Here is a 23,710-nt window from a genome sequence, read left to right as displayed (position 1 = left end):
CCCCATGACAGGAGGAATCATCCATGCAAGTTGAATTTTCCGTGACGCTGCTGTGGTCGCTGGCGAACAATCTGTCCTTTTGGGCGGCGGCTCTGCTCACCAACAGCACGCTGACCCGCCGCCGGAACGCGGGACAGACCTTCCTCGGCTGGGTCCTGTTCGCGGCGCTGCACCTTGTCACATGCGTCGCCAGCTACTCCATCAATATTACGGACGACAACATCAATTTTTTGAGCATGCTGGTGCTCATGCCGGCAGCGGCGGTGGTGCTGTATGCCGACGAACGCGCGGCACGCGTGTTCACCTCGGTCATGGGTGCACTGATCGCCAACGTGACCACGTTCTTCTTCTGCGGCACCACGCTTAGCTTTATCGACAATACCCCCAATCCGTACAATATGCGCACGGTCGGCATTTTCCTCTGCATCAAGGCGTTCTGGTTCACGGTGATGTTCTTTGCCTACCGCCGCTTTGTCAGCAAGATCGTGCAGCAGGTCATCTCGGTGCTGGGAAAGCAGCTGAAAAACTATGTACCCATTCCAGTCTACTGCTTTGTCGCGTTTGCGATCGTCAACCGGCTGACCAACACCCTCGGCATCCTGCCCGGCCTACCGGATACCCGTGTATATTTTATCATTTTTTATTTGATTATTTGCTCGGTATTCGTTATCCTGTATTATGAGATCTTTTCCACCGCGCTGTGGTCCTCCCGCGCGCTCAAGACCGAGGCGGAGCTGAACGTTGCCAGCAACATCCAGCGCGATATGCTGCCCAATATCTTCCCCGCCTTTCCGGACCGGAACGAGTTTGACGTTTACGCCACTATGGATCCTGCCAAGGAGGTCGGCGGCGACTTTTACGACTTTTTTATGATCGACCAGACCCATCTTGCCATCGTCATTGCGGATGTGTCGGGCAAGGGCGTGCCGGCCGCGCTGTTCATGGTGATCGCCAAGACCATCATCCGCAACCAGGCGCAGTCCAGCCTGTCGCCGGCGGAGATCTTCACCCGCGCCAACGAGCAGCTTTGCGAAAACAACGGCGAGGGGCTGTTCGTCACCGCCTATCTCGGCATCCTCGACCTGCGCACCGGCGTGCTGACCTATGCTAACGCGGGCCACAACCCGCCCTTGATCCAGCAGGAGGGCGGCCGCTTTGAATGGCTCAGGTTGCGCCCTGGCTTCGTACTCGCCGGCATGGAGGGCATGCGCTATAAGGAATTCCAGGTCACCCTGAAGCCGGGCGACTGCCTGTTCCTGTATACGGACGGTGTGACCGAGGCGACCAACGCCGCGCTTGAGCTGTACGGCGAAAAACGGCTGGAGGCCGCGCTCAACGCCGACGCCGCGAAAGGGCTCGTCCCCGACCAGCTGCTGCCTTACGCCAAATCCCAGGTGGATCTGTTCGTCTCCGGCGCGCCGCAGGCGGATGACATCACCATGCTGGGGCTGCGGTTCTGTGAGTACATGCCGTCCAATTCCAAGGAGGAGACACTATGAAAACGATTACCGTACCAGCACTGACCGAACAGCTCGATACGGTGCTGGAATTTGTACAGGGCGAGCTTGACCAGATCAATTGTTCGACCAAAATCTGCAACCAGATTGCGATCGCGGTAGAGGAAATTTTCGTCAACATCGCCCACTACGCCTACCGGCCCGACGTGGGCGACGCAACCATCCGCTGCCAGGTCAGCACACAGGGCCAGCCGCAGATCACAATTGAATTTCTGGATTCCGGCAAACCCTATGACCCGCTGAAAAACGACGAGCCGGACACCACCCTCCCCGCGGAGGAGCGCCGCATCGGCGGCCTGGGCATCTTCATGGTCAAACGGCTGATGGATACCGTCCAATATGAATACAGGGACGGAAAAAACATCCTGACCCTGCAAAAACTCGTATAGCACTACCGCGAAGCCTCCGCCGGTTTACCGTGCGGAGGCCTCGCCATGTGGGGATGGACCGCATATGCCGCTGCATTCCGCTATTCCCAGCCGAACGCATACGGCGCGCCTGTCCCCCGCGTATTCCTTTATCCTGCTTTTCCGGAGGTATCCCGTCTTGAAAAGAATCGTATTCGCCGTATTGACAACGCTGATTATCCTGACCGCCTTTTCCCCCGTGCTGCTCACCTATGTCTCCCCCATGGAGGACGCCTCCTATAATCTTTCGATCATCGGGGAGGACGGCCAGCCGTGGCAGGGCAACAAGGGCTGGACAGTGTACACCTGTACGGAGGGGGCGGTGAAGGAGCTGACGCCCACTGGCTACGGCGCCTATTATGGGCTGGACTATCCGGGGCAGACGTTCTATTTTTCCCGCCGGCTGACCGAGGAACTCGACAGCCCGACCCTGCGCATCGGCGCAGCAAACCGCACCTTCAGCGTGTTCCTGGACGACGAGCTGATCTACACCGACTGTCCGGAACTGGACAACCGCATCGGCTATCTTACGCTCCCCATGCTGGAGGCGGACCGCTTTGAACCGCTGGTTGTGTCCCTTCCCGCGGGCTATGCGGAAAAAACGCTCACCATCGCGCAGTCCACCTATGCCGTGGGCAGCGACGCCCCCGGCTCGGACGCCGATGTGTTCCCCGCAGATATCACACTCTATTGCGGCTACGCCTATGAAAGCGGGCTGATCGCCCAGACCGCCCGCCATATAATCCCCGCGGCCCTGCTCTTCTCAGCAGGGGTTTTCATGCTGATTATCTTCATTTGGAACGCCTCCTCCGGCCGACTGGACGCCAGCCTGCCGCTGCTTGCACAGCTTTCCTTTGCCCTGATGCTCCGCGAGATCGTGCAGGCGCCGTTCTTTTTCTACTATTTCGGCGTCCTGCCGATCGACCTGACCGCGCTTTGTCTGTATGTGTCGGCCTCCCTGCTGCTCGGCCTGCTCGTCTGCCCGCTTTCCGGCTGGCTGCGCTGGACGATGCTGACCGTCGCGCTGCTGCAGTTCGGCGTCGTCTGCTATAATACGGTCTGCGAATATCAGGGGACGGTGCATGCGCTGCTTTGCGCCAAAGCGACGGTATTCGCCCTTTTGCTGGCCTTTCTTCTGGCGCTGCTGGCCTGGCGGCGCGGCTCGGCTTTCCACCGGCAGTTTTGCCTGCTCGTACTGACCGGCGGCGCAATCGCCGCCCTGTTCCTGCTGCTCGGCCCGCGTTTTTTTCCAGAACTACAGCGGGCCGACGGCGCGCAGGCCACCGCGCTTTCCCTGCTGCTCGTCCTGATGCCGCTGTGTTTTGTTGCAGCCCTGATCGCTCTGGCCGTCCAGACTGTCAAAGGCCTGGTGCGCCGCCGGTCGGAGACCTCCATCCTGCTCGCCAAGGAGCAGTTCGCCCGCGCCAGCTACGACACCCTGCGCGCACAGACCGAGCAGACCATGGAGCTGCGCCACGACATGCGCCACCATCTGACCGTGCTGCGCGCCTTGTTGCGAAAGCAGGATTATACGCAGGCGCAGGAATATGTGGACGGCCTCATTTCCCAGAGCAGATCGATTACACCGGTCGTCCGCTGCGGCAATCAAATGCTGGATATCATCCTCAACGGAACGCTGGCGGCGGCCTTGCGCGACAAGGTTCGGGTGGAAGTCGTTCACGCGGCGGCGCCCGCCTCGCTCCCTCTGTCCGACCCCGACCTTGCTTCGCTGGTGATGAACGTGATGGAGAACGCCGTGCATGCCGCGTGCAGCTCGCCGGTCGGCGAGCGCTTCATCCGGCTCGATATCCGCACCAAGGATAATTTCCTCGTTTTCTGCTGCTGCAACAGCGCGCCGCTGTCCGAACCCGCCGCGGGATCGAAAAAGAGCGGTCCGCTCTCTTCCCACGGCTATGGCCTGAAGATTATCGACCGCATTCTCAAGCAGGCTGGCGGTTTCTGCCGGATTGAGACCGGCCGCGGCCAATTCCAGCTCACCTTTGGTCTTCCCTTGCGCTGCCCTGAAAAAACGGCGGCGCATAAAATGCAGCAAGGCTAACGGATAAGGCCGGCAGCTTTTCGCGCGGATGCGTGAAAAACTGCCGGCCTTTCCACTTTCCTCCCCTATTTCGTCGAGGTTCCTGACCGTTCCAGCATGTCCAGTATATTCGTATCGATCCCACGGCAGCCCTTTTCCACGATCAGCGCTTTCACCTCTGTGATTGTCGGCAGGCTTGGCATCGCGCCCATGCGGGATACCGTGATCGCCGCCGTATGGCTGGCAAACGCCAGCGCCTGCCGCTCATCCAGCCCCGCAGTGAGCCCCGTGCAGAACGCGGCGACAAACGAATCCCCCGCCGCGGTCGTGTCGATGATCTTATCCATATGGACGGACGGGGTATAAACCGTGCCGTTTTGGTTGACGCAGACCGAGCCGTTCGCGCCCAGCGTAACGATCAGGTTTTTCACCCCGCGCTGCATAAAATAGCGTGCGGCCCTGTGCATATCCTCCCGATTGATGCCATTGCCAACAGCGATCTGCTGTCCGGACATCAGCGTCGCCTCATGCTCATTGGGGGATAGATAGGTCACATGGCCAAGCAGCGTATCCGACAGCGCCGCAGCGGGCGCTGGGTTGAGCATAACGGGTACGCCGGCCTCATAGGCCCATGCGGCCACGGACTCTACCACCTCCATGGGCAGTTCAAGCTGCAGCATCACAAGGTCATAGTCCGCAACGCGGGCTTTCAGCCAGGCGATCTCCTCCACAGTCAAGGTAAAGTTCGCCCCGGGGCAGACAGTGATCCGGTTTTTTGCGTCGTTTTCGCTCACTTCAAGCGTAATGTGCGCAACCCCCGTCGCCTCGGCCGGATCGGTCAGCACCCTGGAAACATCCACACCCGCAGCAGATGCCGTTTCGAGCAGCGTTTTGCCGAAGCCGTCCCGACCGACCTTGCCGACCATAGCGACCTCCGCCCCCAATCGGGCGCACTGGACCGCCTGATTGCTGCCCTTGCCGCCCGGGGCGGTGGTGAATTTCATGCCGATGATGGTTTCCCCCTCACGCGGCGCACGTTTCGTAGACGCCACCAGATCCATCATGATGCTGCCTACCACCAGAATATGAGGAATTTTTCCCATGTCTTTCTCCTTGTCTCCCGCTTTTCAGAATCGTCCGCCCAGCGTTTCCTTTGCGCCGCTGTATGCCGCCTTGGCATTCATTTCGTCCAGAATCGTCCGTGCCGCGAGCATCTCTTTCAGCGAGGCCCGCGGACGTGCGCTATTTGCATAGTCCGCAAGCGTAGTACGGGCGAAGATCGCGTAATAGGGATCGCTGTCCGTGTTCAACGCGATATGCGCCGGCACCGCACCGAAGGTACGCAGCTCCAAATCGTTGTCCGCAAGGATGTAGTAACCATTTTCAGTCACGATCGTCCAGCGGTTTTCACGCTTGGCACCGTCCGACATGGGATAGGCATAGCCGCTCTCGATCAGCAGGGACGCGCCCGTATCCAGCCGCAGCATGGAGGAGGCATAGGTCTCGATAGCATATTCCGAGGTGTATTGGTAGACCGAGGACAACATCTCCGCGCCTTGGCTGCCAGTCAGGTAGAGCGCCATGTCGATGAAATGCACGCCGAGATTGGTCATACAGCCGCCTCCCGCAGTCTCCTGTGACAGCATCCAGCGCGAGGTCGCAAGGTAGCGCGACGGTGGTCCCGCCACGAATTTGTAGGACATATGCACAATTTTACCGGAAAGATACCGGTTTTTCAAGTCGTTTACCGTGTCGCTGTACCGCCAGACGAATGGAATCGCGCAGAACGCATTTTTGCGCTCGGCGGCATTGTACAGTGTCTCCACCTCGCGGCGGTCAAGCCCTGCGGGCTTCTCCATTGTAAACGGGATTCCCGCCTCGATCAGCTCGGAGGCGACCGCATGCATCCGGTAGTGCGGGGCAAAGGCAAAGACGAAGTCCGGCTTCACTTCATGTAGCATCTGCCGGTGATCGGTGTAGGCTGGACAACCGTAGGGCGCGGCAATGCGGGCGGCAATGCCCGCGTCACCATCGCTCACACCCACGACCGAGTTCTCCGGCAAGCCGGGCAGATAGAGCGGTACATGCCAGTGGCTCACGCCCAAGAGGGCGATCTTCATGGTTTGATTAATCATAGCACATTCCCTCCAATGCTGTTGGGCATTTTGGAATAAATTTTCACAGCTCGATGCCGCGCAGGTATTCCAGCGACCGCTTCATACCGATGGATGCGTCCGGAATATCATCCGGATGCCACCGGCGCTCATATTCGAGGGACAGCCAGCCGTCATAACCGCGCGCTTTGACCGCGCGCAGGATCTCCGGCCACGGTATAACCCCCTCGCCCACGATGCGCGTATACACATTGCGTTCGGATTCGTCCGGTCGCGCTACATTGGAAGAGGAAAACGCCACACCTTCTTTGAATACCAGATCCTTCACATGCATGTATGCCACATACTGCTGCTGTAGGGGAAGCGCTTCTTCATATCCTTCGTTTCCGGTAAAGGTCAGGTTTGCCTGATCGTACAGGATGCGGACTGCCGGATGGTCAATTTCCCTGATAAGCGACGCGCTTTCTTTCGCCGAAACCGCCATTGTATTAAAATGGTTCTCAATCACCAGCGTCACGCCTTTTTCTGCTGCTGCATCGCCCAGCTCGCGCATGGATTCGATCAGTCTGGCGCGGCGCTCCGCTAATTTCTCCGTATCCCCAGCGGCCAGATTACCGCCGTAAATGCGGATGTACTTTGTACCCAACTGATCGCAATAACCCATCACCTTTTTGATAGCGGCGATTTCGCGCTGGCGGACCGGTTCGTCCAGCGAATTGAAATAGGAGTTATATGGCGTCAGGCAGATGATCTGGATGTTGTTCTGCTCTGCACACCGCCTGACCTCGGCCAAAGTATTTTCATTGCAGTCACATGGTAGCCCAGAGCGGTAATCATTCTGTACAACAATCTCGACACCGTCTGCGCCGATGCGATGCAGCAGTTCGATCGCCTCGCAAACAGTGTATTCCGGTGTACCCATGGTATGTCCGGCAATTTTGAACATAGCGGCTCCCTCCTTTAATCCATCGCCGGCAGCCCGGCGGCACGCAGGATGCGGTCGAGCAATTCGTGGGTCTTGTAGGCGTCCGCCGCATCGGTAAGCGGGGTTTTGCCGTCGCGCACACAATCGAGGAAATGACGGATTGCATTCGTAAAGCCCAGTTTATCCTCGGACTTGGCCCAGCCCATAGCGAGCGGGGTCATTGCAGTCTTATGCTGTTCCTCCGCATCCGTCACTGTCACACTGTCCGGCATTTTAATAAACGCCGAGCGGTTATTCCCATGCAGTTCAATGGTTTCCTCCCACTGGCCCGAGCAGCGGGCCGCGATCAGCATACCCGAAGCGCCGTTCTCGAATTCCAGTTGAGCGGTCGTAAACGTCTCATAATACGGATCCGTGAACTTGGTCAGCGCATTGACGTCCTTGACCTCACCGCCGTAGTAGCGCATCAGATCGACCATGTGGATCGCGTTTTCCAATGTGGCGCGGTACTCGGTCGCCGGACGGTTTTTCTGTGCGATGATCACCTCCGGAGACCCTTCCCCATAAACCGCCTTGGCTTTTTGGCAGACCGGCGCGTAACGGCGGTTAAAGCCGATCATTAGTTTATTGCCCGTTTTAGCCGCCGCCTCTGCAATGCGTGCCGCATCCTTTAATGTGGTTGCCATGGGTTTTTCACTGTATACATCGATGCCCTGCTCGAGCAGGAAAGAGATCTGCTCCGCATGGCACTGTTTGGGCGTCAACACGAAGGCGCAGTCCAGGCCGAGCGACACGAACGCTTCCAGAGTAGCGACCGCCTGCTGCGCACCGCAGAGACGTTGCGCCTGCTGCGCGTTTTCCAGCTTGCCTGCCATCAGCCCGACAAACTCCACATCGTCAAACCGCGGCAGTACGGGAAGAAAGTTGTTCTTTGAAACATAGCCGACGCCGATTACACCAACTCGCAGCTTTTTCTCAGCCATTGATACCCTCCTCCTTATAGTACTCTTCCAGCACGCGCTCGAGCAACGCGTATTCTCCGTCCGTCAGTTTGCGCAGCGGCCCGCGGCAGGTGTCATTTTCAATGATGCCGCGCAGCTTGAGCAGCGCTTTAAGCGCCGGAATGCCCGGGACTGCCGCCAGTTCGCGGTCGGTCCTGACAATCTGCTGCTGCGTCCTGCGCGCGCCTTCCATATCGCCCTCACGGTACTGGCGGTACAGGCGATTGAACCGTTCGTGGAAGATCGCCCCCGGGCCGGTCACCGTGCCAACACCGCCTGTCATCAGGCACGGGAGGAACAGGCTGTCGCAGCCGATCAGCAGGTCTGGGATGCGCTCGCTGCACAGCAGATAATCCTCAATGCGCATCAGGTCAGGGCAACTGTATTTGATGCCCGCAACATTTTCGTATTTTTCCATCAGCCTGCCCAGCAGTTCGGGTTTGACGTCGCTCGTTGTGCAGCCGGGAATGTTATAGATATAAACCGGATAATCCGGCGGTACGCTCTCGACCACCGCGCTGTAATAGCCAAGCAGGGATGCCTCGTCCATAGGAAAGAATGCCGGCGACATCACGCCCACGCCATCCGCGCCGATTCTGACCGCGTGCCGCACATGAGAGATAGTCTCCGCAGTCGTCATGCTACCGCACTGGATGAATACCGGAATGCGCTTTGCCACGGTTTCCACCATAATTTCCGCTGCCGTTTCGCGCTCCTCCCCGCTGAGCAGAAGGCTCTCCCCGTTGGTGCCGTTCGGATACAGGCAGTCCACCCCCGCCTGCACCAGATATTCCGTAAAGCCCGCCAGTGAGCGCTCATCCATTGATCCATCTTCGTGCATCGGCGTAATAGTCGGAATAACCACGCCGGATAATCTTTTTTCGTACATCATACTCTCCTTTTCCGTTATCTGCACCGCTTCAGCCCATAGCTCCGCTACGTCCCGCCGCCTGCTTCCAGGCCTTTCCCAGTGCGCTGGCCGCCTTTTGTCAAGTCCTGCTATTTTTCCAGCACCTCCATGACCTGCCGGCATGCCTTATGCCAGTTTTCGGGGATATCGGCTTCAATGGTCAGCGTGCCGTCATAGCCCGCCCGCTCCAGGCTGTCAAGAAACACACGGTAATCATAACCGTCCCTCACAGAAGGATAGTTTCTTTCCGGATAGGAAAGCGGATAATCCATGTGGATATGATGAATATACGGCAAATAGGTTTGCAAATCCTGAAACGGCTCTCCGGCCGCTACCATATGCCGAAGATCCGCCATGGTAAAAAGGTTGTTTATTTTTACTTTTTCTATCAGCTGCACCGCTTGTACAACTGTATTGATATAGTTTGAATATTTCGGTCCCAGCGGCTCCAGAATCAGTTCCTGATGATTTTCCTCCGCTTTACGCGCCATCAGGCGCAGCGCTTCTATGAACGCCTCTTCTTTCGGGCGTTCTGACGCCGTCCGTATCCAGCGCGCCTTGCCGTTCCCCAGGATAAGGGTACGGATACCAAGCCTCGCCGTTTTTCCACAAGCCTCTTCCAGATATGGCTCCAGCGATTCGGGTTTAAATCCCTCCTCGAAAAACAGCGGCTCTGCCACCGGCAGCAGGCGGGAACCAATCTGTATCGGCACGCCGGTTTTTATGCTCTTTTGCAATTCATCCAGTGCTTCCCCGCTTAGATCCGCGATCTCGGGGACATCCAATTCTGCGAAATCATATCCCGCCTCTGCAATCGGCAGATAGTCTTTTATTTTGCCAAACCCACCTATTTTCATAGCAGCACCTATCCTTTCCGCATCCTGGAAACTCCAAGCCGGACGTTCCGGCCATTTCCCAGGCATAAAGATCATTTTTATTCAAACGGCCCTCATTCCTTCTCTTTTCTCAGCTTTTAAGATGAGTACAGAGCCGAAACGAGGGCCGCTATTCAGTTAACCGCTACCACATTCCATCCAGCGGCACGAATTAGTATTTTTCGCGGGTCGCAACGAGCAGCTCGTACAGTGCTTTCTGGCCATCGCTCGCCTTGGATAAAAACGCATCGACAACAGGCTGCGTCTTTGCCTGGAACGCTTCCTTGTCTGCTTCCAGGATCTCAACGCCATTTTCCTCCATGACCTTCAGGCCTTCCTCGGTGGCTGCCGGCCAGATCTCGTTATTCCACTGATCGGCAAACTTCTCGCCGGCTTCGAGGAGCGCTTCCTGATTTTCTGCCGAAAGGTTGTCGAACCATACCTTGCTGACGAAAACCGGATCCGGAATGGTAAAGTGCTCGGTCAGCGTGAAGTACTTGCACAGCTCATACCAGCTATTGGCGGCGATGACGGAGGGTGTGTGATCCAGACCGTCGATGGTACCCTGCTGCAGGGCGGTGTAGATCTCGCTGGAAGCCATGGGGGTGCCAATCGCGCCCATCGCGTTTACGGTATCCGCCAGAACAGCATCCTCCATGCAGCGCAGCTTCAGGCCTTTGAGGTCGTCAACCGTGTTCACGGCATGTTTCTGGTTCAGCACGCTGCGGCTGCCGATGTCCGTCCATGCGATGATCTTGAAGCCGTTTTCCTCCGCATTGGCCTCCAGCACCGCTTTTACCTCGTCATCCATAACGGTGTTCACGGCCTGGCTTCCGTCCTCCCACAGATACGGCAGGGAGAACACCGACCACATATCGTTGAAAGCGGACAGATCGGTGGCGGCGCATTCGGTCATCTCTATGGTGCCTGCCTTCAGCCCCTCAAAAGTCGCGGCCTTGTCGCCCAACTGGGAGGAGGGATAGAACTCCATTTTCAGCCGGCCCTCCGAGCACTCCTCGATCAGCTCAGCCAACACATTGGCACCATCCGCCTGCGTGCCGGTAGCGGGAAAGGTGACGGAATATTTTACCGTAATTGCACTGCTGGAACCATCGGAGGCAGGGGTTTGGCCGGAGCCGCCGCAGGCGGTGAGCATTGTCGTCATTGCCAGAACGCAGGCCAGGGCCAGAGTGAACTTCTTTTTCATGGTAAATCTCCTTTTCAATCAATAGTATGGTTGGTTTGGTAAGCATACAGATATTTCCCGGCGTTTACGTCCGCCAGAGAGCAGGATTAAATCGCCATGCCGAGGAAGGAGGGGAGCCCAAGAACCAGAAACGGGATATATGTAATCAGAAGCAGGCAGAGCACTTCGGCTATCATATAGGGAATGGTACCCTTAATTGCTTTTTCAACCGGAATACCGGCAATCTTGGAGGTGATGAACAGGCAATAACCCAAGGGCGGCGTGATGTTGCCGATGGTCAGGTTAAAGGCCATGATAATGCCGAAGTGAATCAGGCTGATGCCCATGGACGCCGCTACCGGCGCCAGGATGGGAGCCAGGATGATAACCGAAGCGCCGCCATCCATAAACATGCCCATGATGAGCAGCAGGATGTTGACCAGAAGCAGGAACATGTACTTGTTATCGATAATTGAGAGGATCAGGTCGTTCACAATCACAGGCATCTGCAGCGCGGTAAGGCCGTAGCTGAAAACCTTGGCGCAGGCGATGATCAGCAGCAGCGGGGCCGCGCTGTTGACACCCTGCAACAGGATCGGTCCAATCTCACGAATCTTGAGCGTTTTGGTGATGAACAGGCTAACCAGAAGCGCGTATACAACCGAAATCGCGCCGGCCTCGGTAGGGGTCATGATACCGCCCATAATGCCTCCAACAACGATCAGCGGCATACCCAGCGGCAACAGTCCGTCAATGATAGTCCGCTTGATCTCGCCCGCGGACAGGTGTTCCGTGCGCTTCGGGAAATGGACCACACGGTCGCGCAGCAGCACCACAAGCATCAGGATCAGGCCGCACAGGATGCCTGGCACGACGCCGCCCATAAACATCGAGCCGACCGAGACGCCGACCGCGGTCGCGTAGACCACCATGATAATGCTCGGCGGGATGATCGGTCCGCAGGTGGAGGCACTGGCAATTACGCCCGCGGCCTCCTGGGCCGAGTACCCCTCCTTGACCATGGCAGGGATCAGGATACCTCCCATGCAGGACGAGCATGCCTGCGCGGAGCCGGTAATGCCGCCGAAAAACATGCTGGATACGATGCCTGCGTGGGCAAGGCTGCCGGGCAGCCGGCCGATCAGCAGCATGGCAAAGCGGATGAGCTTTTCCGTGATGCCGCCTCGGTTCATGATCTCGCCAGCAAGCATAAAGAACGGGATTGCCAGCAGAGGCAGACTGCCAATGCCATTAAATATGGAGTTTGAAACGGCAAGGGTTGCGATGGGGGTATTGGTCGTCACGCCAAGCGCAACCAGGCTGAGCGTGCCGGTAAACAGCAGGGAAACATACACCGGAATGCCTGCCAGAATAAAGACAAAAGTCAGGATGACCAGCAGGGCGATAATTAAGCCTACACTCACAGGGGTTCGCCTCCTTTATTCTTGTTCAGTCGCGGGGTCATCGACGGTGCGGCTCTTGATCGTGCGCAGATACTCGTAGATCATCAGAGCAAAGCCTATCGGGATCGATACATAATAGTACATTCTGGGAATGCGCAGCGTGGTACTCAGCATGGTACCGGCGGCGGTATACTGTGCGGTCCAGATGAGCAAGAGCACCAGGAAAACAATGGTAATCGCCAGGAAGACCGACCGCAGCGCAATGCGCACCGCCTTGCTTTTTGGTTTGTTGACCAGCATTGTGAATTCGGTATGTCCGTTGGTGCGAACCGCTCGGGCGCTGCCGAACATGCCCATGGCCACCAGCAGGGCCTGATTGACCTCATCCGCCCACAGGAAGCCGGTTTGGAAAATATAACGCGCAATAACAGTGGCCGTTGCAATGCAGACGATAGCGGTCAGCGTTGCACCGCAGACGATGTTCTCAAGCCATCGGATAATCGTATCGATGCTGTTAAATAACTTTTTCATACTTTCTCTCCTATAGGCACTGTTTTGTTATGCCCACCACATTCCGGATGTTTCCGCAAAGATCGCGCAGCTTTTCACCATGTCCACCGCGTGCTGCAAACCTTCCAGCCGGTTGATCAGGCTGTCCTCATGCTCAATGCTGATCGTTCCGTCATATCCGGTCTTCCGCAGCTCGGAAAAAATATCTTTCCAGTACTTCGCGTCATTCCCGTAGCCTATCGTTCGGAAGATCCAGGAGCGGTGCGTCTCGTCGCTATAATGCTTTGTGTCCAGAACGCCGTTGCGCGCGGTGTTGTACCGGTCGATACACACATCCTTCGCGTGTACATGGTAGATCATTCCCGCAAAGGCCCGAATCACGGCCACCGGCTCCATCCCCTGCCAGAGCAGGTGGCTGGGGTCGAAGTTGACGCCGATCTCCGGCCCGACCGCTTCCCGCAGACGTTTCAGCGTATCCACGTTGTAGACACTGAAGCCGGGATGCAGCTCCAGCGCGATTTTGCTTACGCCGCAGTCCTTTGCACTCTGAGCGAAGCTTTTCCAATACGGGATCAGGACCTTGTCCCACTGATATTTGAGAATATCCAGATTATCGTCCGGCCACGCACAGGTCACCCAGTTGGGATATCGGGACGCTTCGCAGTCCCCGGGGCAGCCGGAAAAGCAGGTGATGGTATCGACCCCCAGCTTTTCTGCCAGGCGGACGGTGTTGCACATATCCTCATGATACTCTTCCGCCTTCGCCGGATCGGGATGCACCGGATTGCCGTGACAGGAAAGCGCGCTGATCGTCAGACCGGAGGCTTGGAGGGTCTGCTGAAATTCCTCCAGCGCCTCGGGAGAGGCAAGCAGGCGTTCCGGCGCGACATGCGCCTTGCCGGCGAATCCGCCACAGCCGGGTTCTATCTGCTCAATCCCCATTTCCCGAAATATTTTTAACGCATCTTCCAGCGGCCTGTCCTGCAGTACATTTGCCACAACGCCTATTTTCAATCCATATTCCTCCTTCCCTTGTTCATCAAATGCTTATCAGACAGCAACCCACTTGCCGCTGTGGGCGCTCTCATACAATGCGTCGCAGATCTTCATCATATGAAGACCGTCCTCAAAGGTCGCAAAGGGGTTTTCCGGTGCTTCGCCGCGAATAGCCCCATAAATCGCTGTGAAATTCTGCTTGAAAGCATCGGGGAAGCCCTCCGCGTGGCCGCCCGGATATCCGATGACAGCGGCCGTCGCACGGTCTACCAGGGAGGGGTCCTTGGTCAACAGCCCGTTGGGACCGTCCCGATGGCCGATCAGCAGATCGTTGACCCGCTCGTTATCCCATTCCAGCGACTGCCTGGTGCCGGCCACCTGTAGCACGGTCTGATTCTTCTTGCCAGAGAATACTGCAGAAAACGTGGCGGTGCCGACAGCCCCGCCGTCGAACCGGAGCAGGACGCAGGAGAAATCCTCCGTATCAATGTCCACATCTTTTGGGCCCTGCTCCGTCATTTGCGTGCGCTGTGGATAAACGGTTTTAAATTCCGCGAAAACCTCGGTCACCTGCTGGCCGGTGACGTATTCGGCCAGATCAATCCAGTGGGAGCCTAGGTCTGCGGTGGCCCGTGTCTTGCCGCACTGGTCGGACAGCAGCTTCCAGCTGAAATCCGTCTTGTACTGCAGCCAGTCCTGCAGATAGCCGCCCTGGATATGATAAATTTCACCGAGCTCTCCGTCCAGCGCCATGCGCCGCATCCGGTAGGGGATGGGGTAATAGCGGTTGTGGAAGTTCAATGCGCCGATCACGCCGCTCTTGCGGACCGCATCGACCATTTTCTGCGCCTCTTCCGCGTTTCGCGCCATGGGCTTCTCGCAGACGACATGAATACCCCGCTCTATGGCTGCCATGGCAATCGCCATGTGGGTGCTGTTGGGCGTGCAGATGTGAATACAGTCAGGCTTGCAGGCATCCATCATTTCCACATAATCCGCGTAGCCCGCGGGAACGCCCAGCCGTTCGGCCTTTTCCTTTGCGCCAAACGAATCCGCAATGGCCACAACGTCCACATGGGGGATTCGCCTGAGCGCTTCCACATGGGCAAACCCGATAAAGCCCATGCCGACTACCGCTGCTTTTAAGCGTTTCATATGCTTCCTCCCTGTTTATCGTACTTATACTGCGATTGCAACCGCGCCCATCAGAGCGGCTTCATAGCCAAGGGCGGTCGGCAGGATCGGCACGTCTTTCATCTGTGCAAAGGTATACCGTTCCATAGACTGGCGAATGCCCGGCATGAGCAGGTCCAGCGAAGCCGATACCCCGCCGCCGATAATGACCGCTTCCGGATCAAGAATATTCGTGTAATAGGAAATGCCCTTGCCGAGATACTCGCCGACCTGCTGGAAAATCGCTGCGGCGGTCTCATTACCGTTTTTCGCCAGCTTCGCACAGGAAGCGCCCGAAGGGCTCTCTCCCAGCCGGTCGAAAGCCGCCCGGAAAGCCGCGTCCTGCCGCGTCCGCTCCTCGATCAGCCGGTTCAGGGCCGTTCCGGAACCATGCGCTTCCAGACAGCCCTGCTCTCCGCAGGGGCAGCCGCAGGGCTTTTGGTATTCCACCTTGAGATGGCCGAACTCACCGGCATAGCCATGTGCGCCGCGAATCAGCCGTCCATCGCTGACGACCGCACCGCCTACGCCAGTGGAAACGGTCATCCACCCGAAGCTGGAAAACCGCTTCCCCAGCCCGAAGCGCACCTCTCCCACGGCGCAGGCGTTTACGTCATTTTCGCACACAACCCTGGCAATCCGGAGCTTTTTGGAAAGATACGCCCTCACGGGTATCTGGCTCCAGCCCGCGTAAACCGCCCGAAGCAGAACCCCTTCCCCGCGCTCCACAATGCCGGGAAGGTTGACCCCGATGCCGGCAATCTGTTCCATACGCAGGCCGCGTTTTTCTGCAAACCGGCAGAGGATTTCGCAGCATACATCCAGATGCCGCAGGCAGTCTCCGGTTTCGGTGGGAAACTGCTGTTTTTCATAAATTTTTCCGGCGTCGTCCGCAAGGGCGACAATGGTTTTGGTACCGCCGATATCAAAAGCCCCAATGTACATAGGCTTATCCCTGTGCGTTCTGGATGGCACGCTTCATATCCTGCGAGATGGCGTGTTCCAAAATCAGGTGGATGTCCTCCACCACGCCGTAGTTCTTTGAGGGGAGCACAATGGAAAGGTCGGACAGCCCGATCAGACTGCCGTTGTAATCGCCTACAATGCAAATCGTTTTAGCGCCGGCCGCCTTTGCATACTTTTGCGCCTCCACCAGATTGCCGGAGCTGCCGGAGACGGACAGAGAAATCACCAGGTCGCCTTCTTCCAGAAAATTTTTCAACTGCTCTACCATGGTCTGGTCATAGGCGTTGTCGTTGCCATAGGCGGTGAAAATAGAGGAGTGGTCAGAGGGGGCAAAGATCTTCAGCCGCTTGGAGTCCCCAATGTTGATGCCCTTGCCAAAGTCACAGACCCAGTGAGAGGCCGCGGCCGCGCTGCCGCCGTTGCCCAGCACGAACACACGTCTGCCGTTCTCGCGCGCCTCCTCCAGACAGGCCTCCAGCTTTTCAATGTCAGACCGGTCGATCGCTCCCAGCGTGCGCTGGAGCTCATCGCTGTAATTATCAAAAAACATGTTGCTATACCCCCGCTTATTCGGCATGTTCGCCGTCATATGCGCTCTTGTCGTCATCCAGAACGTCATAGCCCGCCCGCATGTACAGGTCGAGCTGCGGCGGCGTCGCGATACCGAGCGTTACGAAAGGCTCTGTGTTTCCTGCGGGGTTGCGGGTGCCGTGCAGTACGCCGGGAGGCGCGAACACAATATCGCCGGCCTTGCAGGGGATCCACTTGTCATAGAGATAGCACTCGCCCTCGCCGGAATGAATAATCAAAATTTCTTCCGAAATAGGATGCTTATGCGGTGCGAACTCTTTGCCGGGCTCATGGAAACCGACCGCGATATTGGTGTTTTTGCATCCCATCTTGGGGTTCAGCGCGAAGTGAACCACATGGCCGTTGGGCATGGTCCAGGTTTCGCCGCCGCTGATGCTGAACTTGCCGCCATACTTCTGAACATATTCTTTCTTTGTCATCTCCGATATCTCCTTTATGAAAACTGAATCACTGCTTTGATGGCCGCGCCGCTTCTGGCGTCGGCAAAGGCCTGAAGGGCATCCTTATACTCGTAAACCGAAATGAGCTTCCGCAGATCGTCTTTCATCTGGACCACCTTTTCCACCACAGCCGAGGTTCCATCCGTTTTCAGCTGCGGCGCGGGACCCTTGGAGCCGATAATGGTCAATTCTTTTCGCATAATAGGCAGCGGCTCAAATCCATCAATGCCGCCGAAATACACACTGGGAACAACAATCTTACCACCGGTGCGGGCAGCTGCCATGGCGTCTTTCAGAACAGGAGGCGCTCCAGTCGCTTCGATGACGATATCGACGCCATCCTTCGCGGTCATCTCTTTAACCTGCTCCATCCAGGCGGGTTCGGATGTGTCTATCACATCCAGCAGGCCGGTCTTGCGCACCTGCTCCAGGCGCAACTTGCTGCGGTCCGCGCCGATCACCGTACCCGCGCCCATGGTCTTGAGGATCATGGCGGCCACCAGGCCGATGGCGCCCAGACCGATCACCAACACGCTGTCGCCGGGCTGGATATTTGCTTTCATTGCCACATGGTAAGCACAGTTGGCCGGCTCCAGAATGGAAGCGGTGATATCGTCCAGTTCGTCAGGGATGGGGCTGAGGAAGCTGTACGCATCCGTGTTGGTCACCAGCGTTTGCTCCGTGAAGCCGCCGGGCAGAAGGGCGTCATTCAGGCTCTTACAGTAGTTCTGCATGCCGTTGCGGCAGAACCAGCACCGGCCGCAGCCCTTGACCAGCTCGCTGGCGACGCGCATCCCTTTTTTCAGGCCGTTGGCGCCGTTGCCCACCTCCGTGATAACGCCGGAAAACTCATGTCCAAAATAGTGCTCACCGGAGAGGTCCCGCCTGCCGTTATACAGTGCCAAGTCGCTTCCACAGATGCCGCAGGCCTTTATGTCTACCCGAACGGTGCTGTCCGTGATTGCCGGGCGTTCATCGGTTTCCCGCATTTCCAACCGGCTGGGAGCCAGTAATCTGATTGTTCGCATTGCTATCGTACCTTTCTTCATCGATTAAACGCAGCCCGAGCCGTTTCGATGCCAATCTGCATCTGTCGGTCCGCTTCTTCCACGGTGTCGAACCATAGCTTCCATGGGTACAGGCCGAACACCTCGAACGAGCAGTACTTGTCAAAGCCCGCTTCCTGCAGAGCGCCCGCGACAGCCTTGAAATCAAAGTGTCCGGTGCCGGGCGCGTGGCGGTTGGAGTCTGCCAAGTGCAAATTCTGCAGCGCATATCCGTATTTCCGCACAGACTCGACAGGGTCGGCTTCCTCAATGTTCAGATGATAGGTGTCCGCCATGGTGCGCACATGAGGATGATCGACCTGCTGCACAAATTCGGTCGCCTGCTGCATCGTGTTCAGGAAGTTGGTCTCGTAGCGGTTGATCGCCTCGACCGCAAGGTAAACCTCCTTGCTTGCGGCGTATTCGCCCGCCTGGCGGATCACCTCCGCCATACATTTGACGGCTTCCTCGCGGTCGGTATCATCGTCCAGATGGCGGGTAGCGCCGCCGCTGCCGATGATGACGGTCGCGGCCTCCATATCAGCGGCGACATCAACCACCTTGCACAGATAATCCGCGCATTTGGCGTTGAGCGTCCGGTCCGCTGTGGCCAGCTTGACGCTTCCATCAAAAATGTAGTGGAGGGCGCTGCATGCAAGGCCCGCGTCACGGATCCAGCCCTTAACCTCGCGGCGGCGTTCCGGTGTGCTCTCTACGGGCAGATGCAGCGCTGCGGTCAGCTCCACTGCATCAAACCCAATCTTTGCGGCTCTGTTGATGGTATCATGCAGGTCATGCATGCCATAGACCGCCGTACACATGCTAAACTTCATAAATAGGCTCCTTTGGGATCTCATCAGTATCGTCTGTATGGGTCTGTGCTTCGATAGAAAAAAACTATTAAAAATTGTTGATCGTTTGAATCCAAATACATGCGAAGAATGGATTGGATTTTTTCACAGTACATTCGTGATTTTTAACAAAAGCTTTTGTTTATCTTCACCAATAGTGTAGCATGGTGATAGCGGACAAGTAAAATACTAACAAATTATTTTTTAATAGTTTGCGCTTATAACAGAGGAAAGCGCGCAATTCCCCATCGTTCGCTTTGTTGATTTTCAACATTTTATCAGTGTCTCATCCATTGACATTACAGCACAGTGCATGTATAATAAGAAAAAACTAACAAAAAGCCCTGCGTAAGTTTTACTTTTATGATAGGGAGGATGCTCTATGACGCTGAACCAACTGCTGTATTTTCAGAAAATTGCCGCAATGGGCAATATGGGAAAAGCCGCAAAAGCGCTTCACATTTCCCAGCCCAGTTTGAGCGTCTCCATCTCCAACCTGGAAAAAGAGCTGAATCTCTCCCTGTTTCATCGAAACGGACACAATTTAGAGCTTTCCGCCGAAGGAGAGCAGCTTCTGGCGCATGCGGAAGCCATTTTAGCGGATTTACAGGCCGCGCAGCTACATATGCAGTCGCTCTCCGCCAATCGGGATATCCTGATCCGCATCGGCTGCATTTCACCGGTTTTATGGGAACACCTGCCGCGGATGGTCCGCGCGTTCCTGTCCAGGCCGGAAAACAGAAAAATGAAAGTCGAATTCATCACGGACAACACAGTTCCTCTGATTGCAAAGCTGCGGGATGGGTATTGCGATTTTCTCATTTGCTCGGCTTCCGACGAGGACGGTCTGTGTCAGACCGAGTTGATTGCGGAGCCCTTTGTGCTGCTCTGTCCGCCTGACGCCTATGTGCCGCAAAGCTGGGAAGACCTGTTTGCCTGCAGTGTGATCGGCTTTCAGAAACAGACCGCTGCGTATTATGAAATTTACGATATGCTCAAGCCCTATGGAATCGAGCCGGTTTATGGCCATATCGCCCCCGATGAGGCAAGCATCGCCAGTCTGGTCGCCCACGGCTTCGGTTATGGCATTTGTCCCCACGTGTCCCTTCTAAAGAATTACAACGTGCAAATCGCGCCCTTACCCCTCCCTAATAAGGGAATGGTGCGCCGGATTTACGTCACCCAACTGGCCAGCCGCCCACCGGTGGGCGCGGCCCAACGCTTCCTGAAATATCTGATGGCGTCGGCCGGACCAGACAAACAGGAAGCTCCGTTTACCGGAGCCCTGCTGTGAAAAAAGCGCCGTCCCATCGGTCATAACCGATGGGACGGCGCTTTTTAGGGGGATGTGCTGATATTTTTCTGTATGCTGGGCCGCGGCACACGTCCCGTTTACTGATTGACGGATTCCACGATGGCATCCGCAAGGGCACCCAGCTCCGCCGCTTTATCCGGCAGCAGCGCGGAGGCCATGGACAGCCGCTCGTTGAGCACGGTCATATTCTTGAGTTCCTCATCGATGAATTTCTGCATCAGGTCGCCCGACTTGACCGCCCACGAACCGTTTTCGATGATCGCAAAGGTGCGGTTCTGCAGGTTAAGCGCCTTCATATCCATCAGGTAGTTGTGCATGACCGGATAGATACCAAGATTATAGGTCACAGAGGCCAGCACGATATGGCTCAGCCGGAAGGTTTCGGAAATCAGCTGTGAAACATGGGTGTTGGATACATCGTACAGCCAGACGTTGCTCACGCCCTTTTCACACAGCTTGCCTGCCAGCGCCTGCGCCGCGGCTTCCGTATTGCCGTACATCGAGGCGTAAGCGATCATGACGCCCTTTTCCTCCGGCTCGTAGCGGCTCCAGTGGTCGTACTTGTCGATAAAGTACATCAGGTCCTTGCGCCAGACCGGACCGTGCAGCGGGCAGATGAATTTGATCTGATCCAGGATGCCCGCCGCCTTTTTGAGCAGCATCTGGACATGCGGGCCGTATTTTCCCACGATGTTGGTCAGGTAGCGGCGGGCGTCGTCGATCCAGTCGCGGTCGAAGTTGACCTCGTCCGCGAACAGCTTGCCGTCCAGTGCGCCGAACGAGCCGAACGCATCCGCCGAGAACAGCACGCCGTTTGTGGTGTCAAAGGTGACCATGGCCTCGGGCCAATGCACCATGGGCGCCGCGACAAAGGTCACAACATGCCTGCCGAAGCTCTGGGTGTCACCTTCCTTGACCTCGATCAGCTCATGGCCGTCGATGTCAAAGCCGAACTGGCGCATGAACATGAACGCCTTTTCGGTCGAGATCACCTTGACCGACGGATAGCGGAGCAGGATCTCCTCGACAGAAGCGCCGTGGTCTGGTTCCATGTGGTTGACGACCAGGTAATCCAGTGTCCGCCCGTCCAGCAGATGCTCCACGTTTTCAAGGAGCTGGCGGCAGGCCGACCAGTCTACCGTGTCGAACAGCACGGTCTTCTCATCCAGCAGCAGGTAGGCGTTGTAGGACACGCCGCGCGGGATGGGAAAGATGTTTTCAAACAGGGCGAGACGATGATCGTTCGCACCGACCCAGTAGAGATCGTCCGTTACATTGCGCACGCAGTACATATATTCTCCTCCTTATTCTTCCAGTCAGGCTTCAATGAACATATCCTTGCCTTCGCCGCACTCCGGACACACCCATTCCTCGGGCAGCTTTTCGAACAGCGTACCGGGGGCGACCTCCGCGTCCTCGTCGCCCAGTTCGGGGACGTATTCGTAGCCGCAGCCGCCGCAGACATAGCGCTTGCCAATCGGCTCGGGCTTGGGTACAGGCGGGCGTTTCATTTTGACCATGGGCGGGGCGGGTTGCTTTTCGCCGGTATCGAGCGCAGCGGTCAGCAGCGGCAGGATCTCGTTGACATCGCCCACGATACCGTAGTCGCAGTTTTTGAAGATCGGCGCATTGCCGTTCTTGTTGATTGCTACAATGGTCGAGGCATCCTTGATACCCTTAAGGTGCTGGATCGCGCCCGAGATACCGCAGGCAATATACAGGTTGCCCTTGAATTTCTGGCCGGACATGCCGACATAGCGGTCCAGCGGTACATATTTGAGCGTCTCCGCCACTGGGCGTGAGGAGCCGACCGCCGCGCCCGCGGCGCGCGCCAGATCCTCGACCAGCTTCATGTTCTCCCTGCTGCCAATGCCCTGTCCGGCGGAGACCACACGCTCCGCCTGCGTGATCGGAGTATCGATTGAAATGCCGACGGTGAAGTCGTGTCCGTCCTTCTGCAGCGCCGCCACCAGCGCCGCCACCTTCTCTTCCGGCGAGCCTTCCTTGAGTATGTTGTGCTTGCGCACGCCCGTGACCGGCGCGGGCTTCTTGGGCCGGCTGGAGGTGCCGCCCTCGCTCTTGGGCGGCCTGCCCAGGATGTTGGACGCGATCACGACGCGCTGGATCTCGTTGGTGCCTTCATAGATGGTGGTGATCTTGGCGTCGCGGTACATGCGTTCCACATCCATGCCCTTGAGGAAGCCCGTGCCGCCGAAGATCTGCAGCGCGTCGTTGGTGACCTCGAGCGAGATGTCGGACGCATACATCTTGGCCATCGCTGCCTCCATCGCATACGGCTCGTGCGCTTCCTTCAGTTCAGCCGCGGAGTAGACCAGCATCCGCGCGCAGCGCAGCTTGGTCGCCATATCCGCGATCTTGAACGAGATCGCCTGCTGGAAGCCGATCGGCTTGCCGAACTGCACGCGCTCCTTGGCGTAATCCACCGCCGCTTCATACGCGCCCTGCGCGATGCCAAGCGCCTGCGATGCGATGCCGATGCGCCCACCATCCAGCGTCGCCATCGCAATCTTGAAGCCCTGCCCCTCCTTGCCGAGCAGGTTCTCCTTGGGTACTTTCACATCGTTGAAGATCAGCTCTGCGGTGGACGAGGAGCGGATGCCCATTTTGTCATAATGGTCGCCAAAGCTAAAGCCTTCCCACCCCTTTTCGACGATAAAGGCCGAAATGCCGCGGGTACCGATATCCGGCGTGGTGACCGCGAACACCACATAGGTATCCGCCTTGGGCGCGTTAGTGATGAAGATCTTGCCGCCGTTGAGCAGATAATGGTCGCCCTTATCGATCGCGGTCGTCTCGGTGCCGCCTGCGTCAGAACCGGCATTCGGTTCGGTCAGGCCGAACGCGGCGATCTTTTCGCCCTTTGCCAGCGGAACCAGATATTTCTGCTTCTGCTCCTCGGTGCCGAATGCGAAGATCGGCCACGAGCCGAGCGACACATGGGCGGACAGGATAACGCCCGTGCCGCCGTCCACGCGCGACAGTTCCTCAACCGCGATTGCGTAGCTCAGCACATCCTGTCCGGCGCCGCCGTATTCCTTGGGATAAGGCAACCCCATATATCCGAGCTTGCCCATTTTCCGGACGGCTTCTGCCGGAAATTCATTCTCCTTGTCCATGAGGAAGGCCTGCGGCTTGACCTCTTTTTCCGCGAAAGCGCGGATCTCAGCGCGCAGCTTTTCATGCGCGTCAGTGGTATGGAACAACATGGGGAAACCTCCTTATTTGATCCTTCTTGTGTTGCAAATGTTTTGTTATGCATATAGTATACCATTTTCATATTTTTTCTTGCAATGCCACTTTTGTACGAATCAAATGCCTTCTTTTTGCGTTTCTATCCAATCATATGCGCAATATATCCAAACAAAATATACTTTTTATGTGTGTTTTAGCATTTGTGGCTCCCGCCCGCAGTCCCATTCGTTTTA

The 23,710-nt window shown here is 56.9% G+C and carries 22 protein-coding genes; 4 read left to right on the top strand and 18 right to left on the bottom strand.

Annotated features, from left to right (window positions below):
- The first annotated feature begins 23 nt into the window (after window positions 1-23).
- From OCV66_RS07515 to OCV66_RS07505, 3 genes are all read left to right on the top strand, one after another.
- The gene (locus tag OCV66_RS07515; protein WP_054326456.1) at window positions 24-1,499 is read left to right on the top strand and encodes a PP2C family protein-serine/threonine phosphatase; all 1,476 of its coding nucleotides are present in this window, start codon (window positions 24-26) and stop codon (window positions 1,497-1,499) included.
- Window positions 1,496-1,906: an ATP-binding protein gene (locus OCV66_RS07510; protein ID WP_107631769.1), complete on the top strand. Its 411-nt coding sequence runs from the start codon at window positions 1,496-1,498 to the stop codon at window positions 1,904-1,906. The genes OCV66_RS07515 and OCV66_RS07510 overlap by 4 nt, the downstream gene beginning before the upstream one ends.
- 157 nt (window positions 1,907-2,063) lie before the next feature.
- Window positions 2,064-3,983 (top strand): sensor histidine kinase, encoded by a 1,920-nt coding sequence (locus tag OCV66_RS07505; RefSeq protein WP_262564128.1) that lies wholly within the window; start codon window positions 2,064-2,066, stop codon window positions 3,981-3,983.
- A gap of 65 nt (window positions 3,984-4,048) precedes the next feature.
- On the opposite strand, the gene rbsK is transcribed toward OCV66_RS07505, so the two are convergent.
- The 16 genes from rbsK to OCV66_RS07425 all read right to left on the bottom strand — a co-directional run bounded on the left by rbsK (window position 4,049) and on the right by OCV66_RS07425 (window position 18,931).
- Window positions 4,049-5,065, bottom strand: a complete 1,017-nt coding sequence (gene rbsK, locus OCV66_RS07500; protein WP_147574050.1) for a ribokinase — start codon at window positions 5,063-5,065, stop codon at window positions 4,049-4,051.
- Between the two features lie 24 nt (window positions 5,066-5,089).
- Window positions 5,090-6,097, bottom strand: coding sequence for a Gfo/Idh/MocA family protein (locus tag OCV66_RS07495; protein ID WP_242977940.1), 1,008 nt, complete (start codon window positions 6,095-6,097; stop codon window positions 5,090-5,092).
- Between the two features lie 43 nt (window positions 6,098-6,140).
- Window positions 6,141-7,022 (bottom strand): sugar phosphate isomerase/epimerase family protein, encoded by an 882-nt coding sequence (locus OCV66_RS07490; RefSeq protein ID WP_262564125.1) that lies wholly within the window; start codon window positions 7,020-7,022, stop codon window positions 6,141-6,143.
- 14 nt (window positions 7,023-7,036) lie between these two features.
- Window positions 7,037-7,984, bottom strand: coding sequence for a Gfo/Idh/MocA family protein (locus tag OCV66_RS07485; protein WP_147574049.1), 948 nt, complete (start codon window positions 7,982-7,984; stop codon window positions 7,037-7,039).
- Window positions 7,977-8,894, bottom strand: a complete 918-nt coding sequence (locus OCV66_RS07480) for a dihydrodipicolinate synthase family protein (protein ID WP_262564123.1) — start codon at window positions 8,892-8,894, stop codon at window positions 7,977-7,979. The genes OCV66_RS07485 and OCV66_RS07480 overlap by 8 nt, the downstream gene beginning before the upstream one ends.
- A gap of 107 nt (window positions 8,895-9,001) precedes the next feature.
- Window positions 9,002-9,769, bottom strand: a complete 768-nt coding sequence (locus OCV66_RS07475; protein WP_054326450.1) for a sugar phosphate isomerase/epimerase family protein — start codon at window positions 9,767-9,769, stop codon at window positions 9,002-9,004.
- A gap of 190 nt (window positions 9,770-9,959) precedes the next feature.
- On the bottom strand, window positions 9,960-10,994 hold the full coding sequence (locus OCV66_RS07470) for a TRAP transporter substrate-binding protein (protein ID WP_054326449.1): 1,035 nt from the start codon (window positions 10,992-10,994) through the stop codon (window positions 9,960-9,962).
- An 86-nt stretch (window positions 10,995-11,080) separates the two neighbouring features.
- Window positions 11,081-12,397 carry a TRAP transporter large permease gene (locus tag OCV66_RS07465; RefSeq protein ID WP_054326448.1) on the bottom strand — a complete coding sequence of 439 codons (1,317 nt, stop codon included), beginning with the start codon at window positions 12,395-12,397 and terminating at the stop codon, window positions 11,081-11,083.
- A gap of 15 nt (window positions 12,398-12,412) precedes the next feature.
- On the bottom strand, window positions 12,413-12,907 hold the full coding sequence (locus OCV66_RS07460; protein ID WP_107631763.1) for a TRAP transporter small permease: 495 nt from the start codon (window positions 12,905-12,907) through the stop codon (window positions 12,413-12,415).
- 27 nt (window positions 12,908-12,934) lie between these two features.
- Entirely contained in the window at window positions 12,935-13,900 is a 966-nt protein-coding gene (locus OCV66_RS07455) for a sugar phosphate isomerase/epimerase family protein (protein WP_054326446.1), read from the bottom strand.
- Window positions 13,901-13,936: 36 nt separating this feature from the next.
- Window positions 13,937-15,037 carry a Gfo/Idh/MocA family protein gene (locus OCV66_RS07450; RefSeq protein WP_147574048.1) on the bottom strand — a complete coding sequence of 367 codons (1,101 nt, stop codon included), beginning with the start codon at window positions 15,035-15,037 and terminating at the stop codon, window positions 13,937-13,939.
- Window positions 15,038-15,061: 24 nt separating this feature from the next.
- The gene (locus tag OCV66_RS07445; protein ID WP_147574047.1) at window positions 15,062-16,000 is read right to left on the bottom strand and encodes an ROK family protein; all 939 of its coding nucleotides are present in this window, start codon (window positions 15,998-16,000) and stop codon (window positions 15,062-15,064) included.
- 4 nt (window positions 16,001-16,004) lie between these two features.
- On the bottom strand, window positions 16,005-16,571 hold the full coding sequence (locus OCV66_RS07440) for an SIS domain-containing protein (RefSeq protein ID WP_054326444.1): 567 nt from the start codon (window positions 16,569-16,571) through the stop codon (window positions 16,005-16,007).
- Window positions 16,572-16,587: 16 nt separating this feature from the next.
- Window positions 16,588-17,031: a cupin domain-containing protein gene (locus OCV66_RS07435; RefSeq protein ID WP_054326443.1), complete on the bottom strand. Its 444-nt coding sequence runs from the start codon at window positions 17,029-17,031 to the stop codon at window positions 16,588-16,590.
- A gap of 14 nt (window positions 17,032-17,045) precedes the next feature.
- Entirely contained in the window at window positions 17,046-18,080 is a 1,035-nt protein-coding gene (locus tag OCV66_RS07430) for a zinc-dependent alcohol dehydrogenase (protein ID WP_054326442.1), read from the bottom strand.
- Between the two features lie 17 nt (window positions 18,081-18,097).
- Entirely contained in the window at window positions 18,098-18,931 is an 834-nt protein-coding gene (locus OCV66_RS07425; RefSeq protein ID WP_054326441.1) for a sugar phosphate isomerase/epimerase family protein, read from the bottom strand.
- Window positions 18,932-19,331: 400 nt separating this feature from the next.
- Between OCV66_RS07425 and OCV66_RS07420 the strand changes: the two genes are divergently transcribed.
- Window positions 19,332-20,243 (top strand): LysR family transcriptional regulator, encoded by a 912-nt coding sequence (locus OCV66_RS07420; protein ID WP_107631760.1) that lies wholly within the window; start codon window positions 19,332-19,334, stop codon window positions 20,241-20,243.
- A 98-nt stretch (window positions 20,244-20,341) separates the two neighbouring features.
- On the opposite strand, the gene OCV66_RS07415 is transcribed toward OCV66_RS07420, so the two are convergent.
- On the bottom strand, window positions 20,342-21,556 hold the full coding sequence (locus tag OCV66_RS07415) for an FprA family A-type flavoprotein (protein ID WP_054326439.1): 1,215 nt from the start codon (window positions 21,554-21,556) through the stop codon (window positions 20,342-20,344).
- 24 nt (window positions 21,557-21,580) lie between these two features.
- Window positions 21,581-23,491 (bottom strand): acyl-CoA dehydrogenase family protein, encoded by a 1,911-nt coding sequence (locus OCV66_RS07410; RefSeq protein ID WP_147574046.1) that lies wholly within the window; start codon window positions 23,489-23,491, stop codon window positions 21,581-21,583.
- Window positions 23,492-23,710: the final 219 nt, after the last annotated feature.

Origin of the sequence: Agathobaculum ammoniilyticum (assembly GCF_025567315.1) — a bacterium.
Taxonomy (GTDB): domain Bacteria; phylum Bacillota; class Clostridia; order Oscillospirales; family Butyricicoccaceae; genus Agathobaculum; species Agathobaculum ammoniilyticum.
This window is presented reverse-complemented; position numbering and strand designations above follow the sequence as displayed.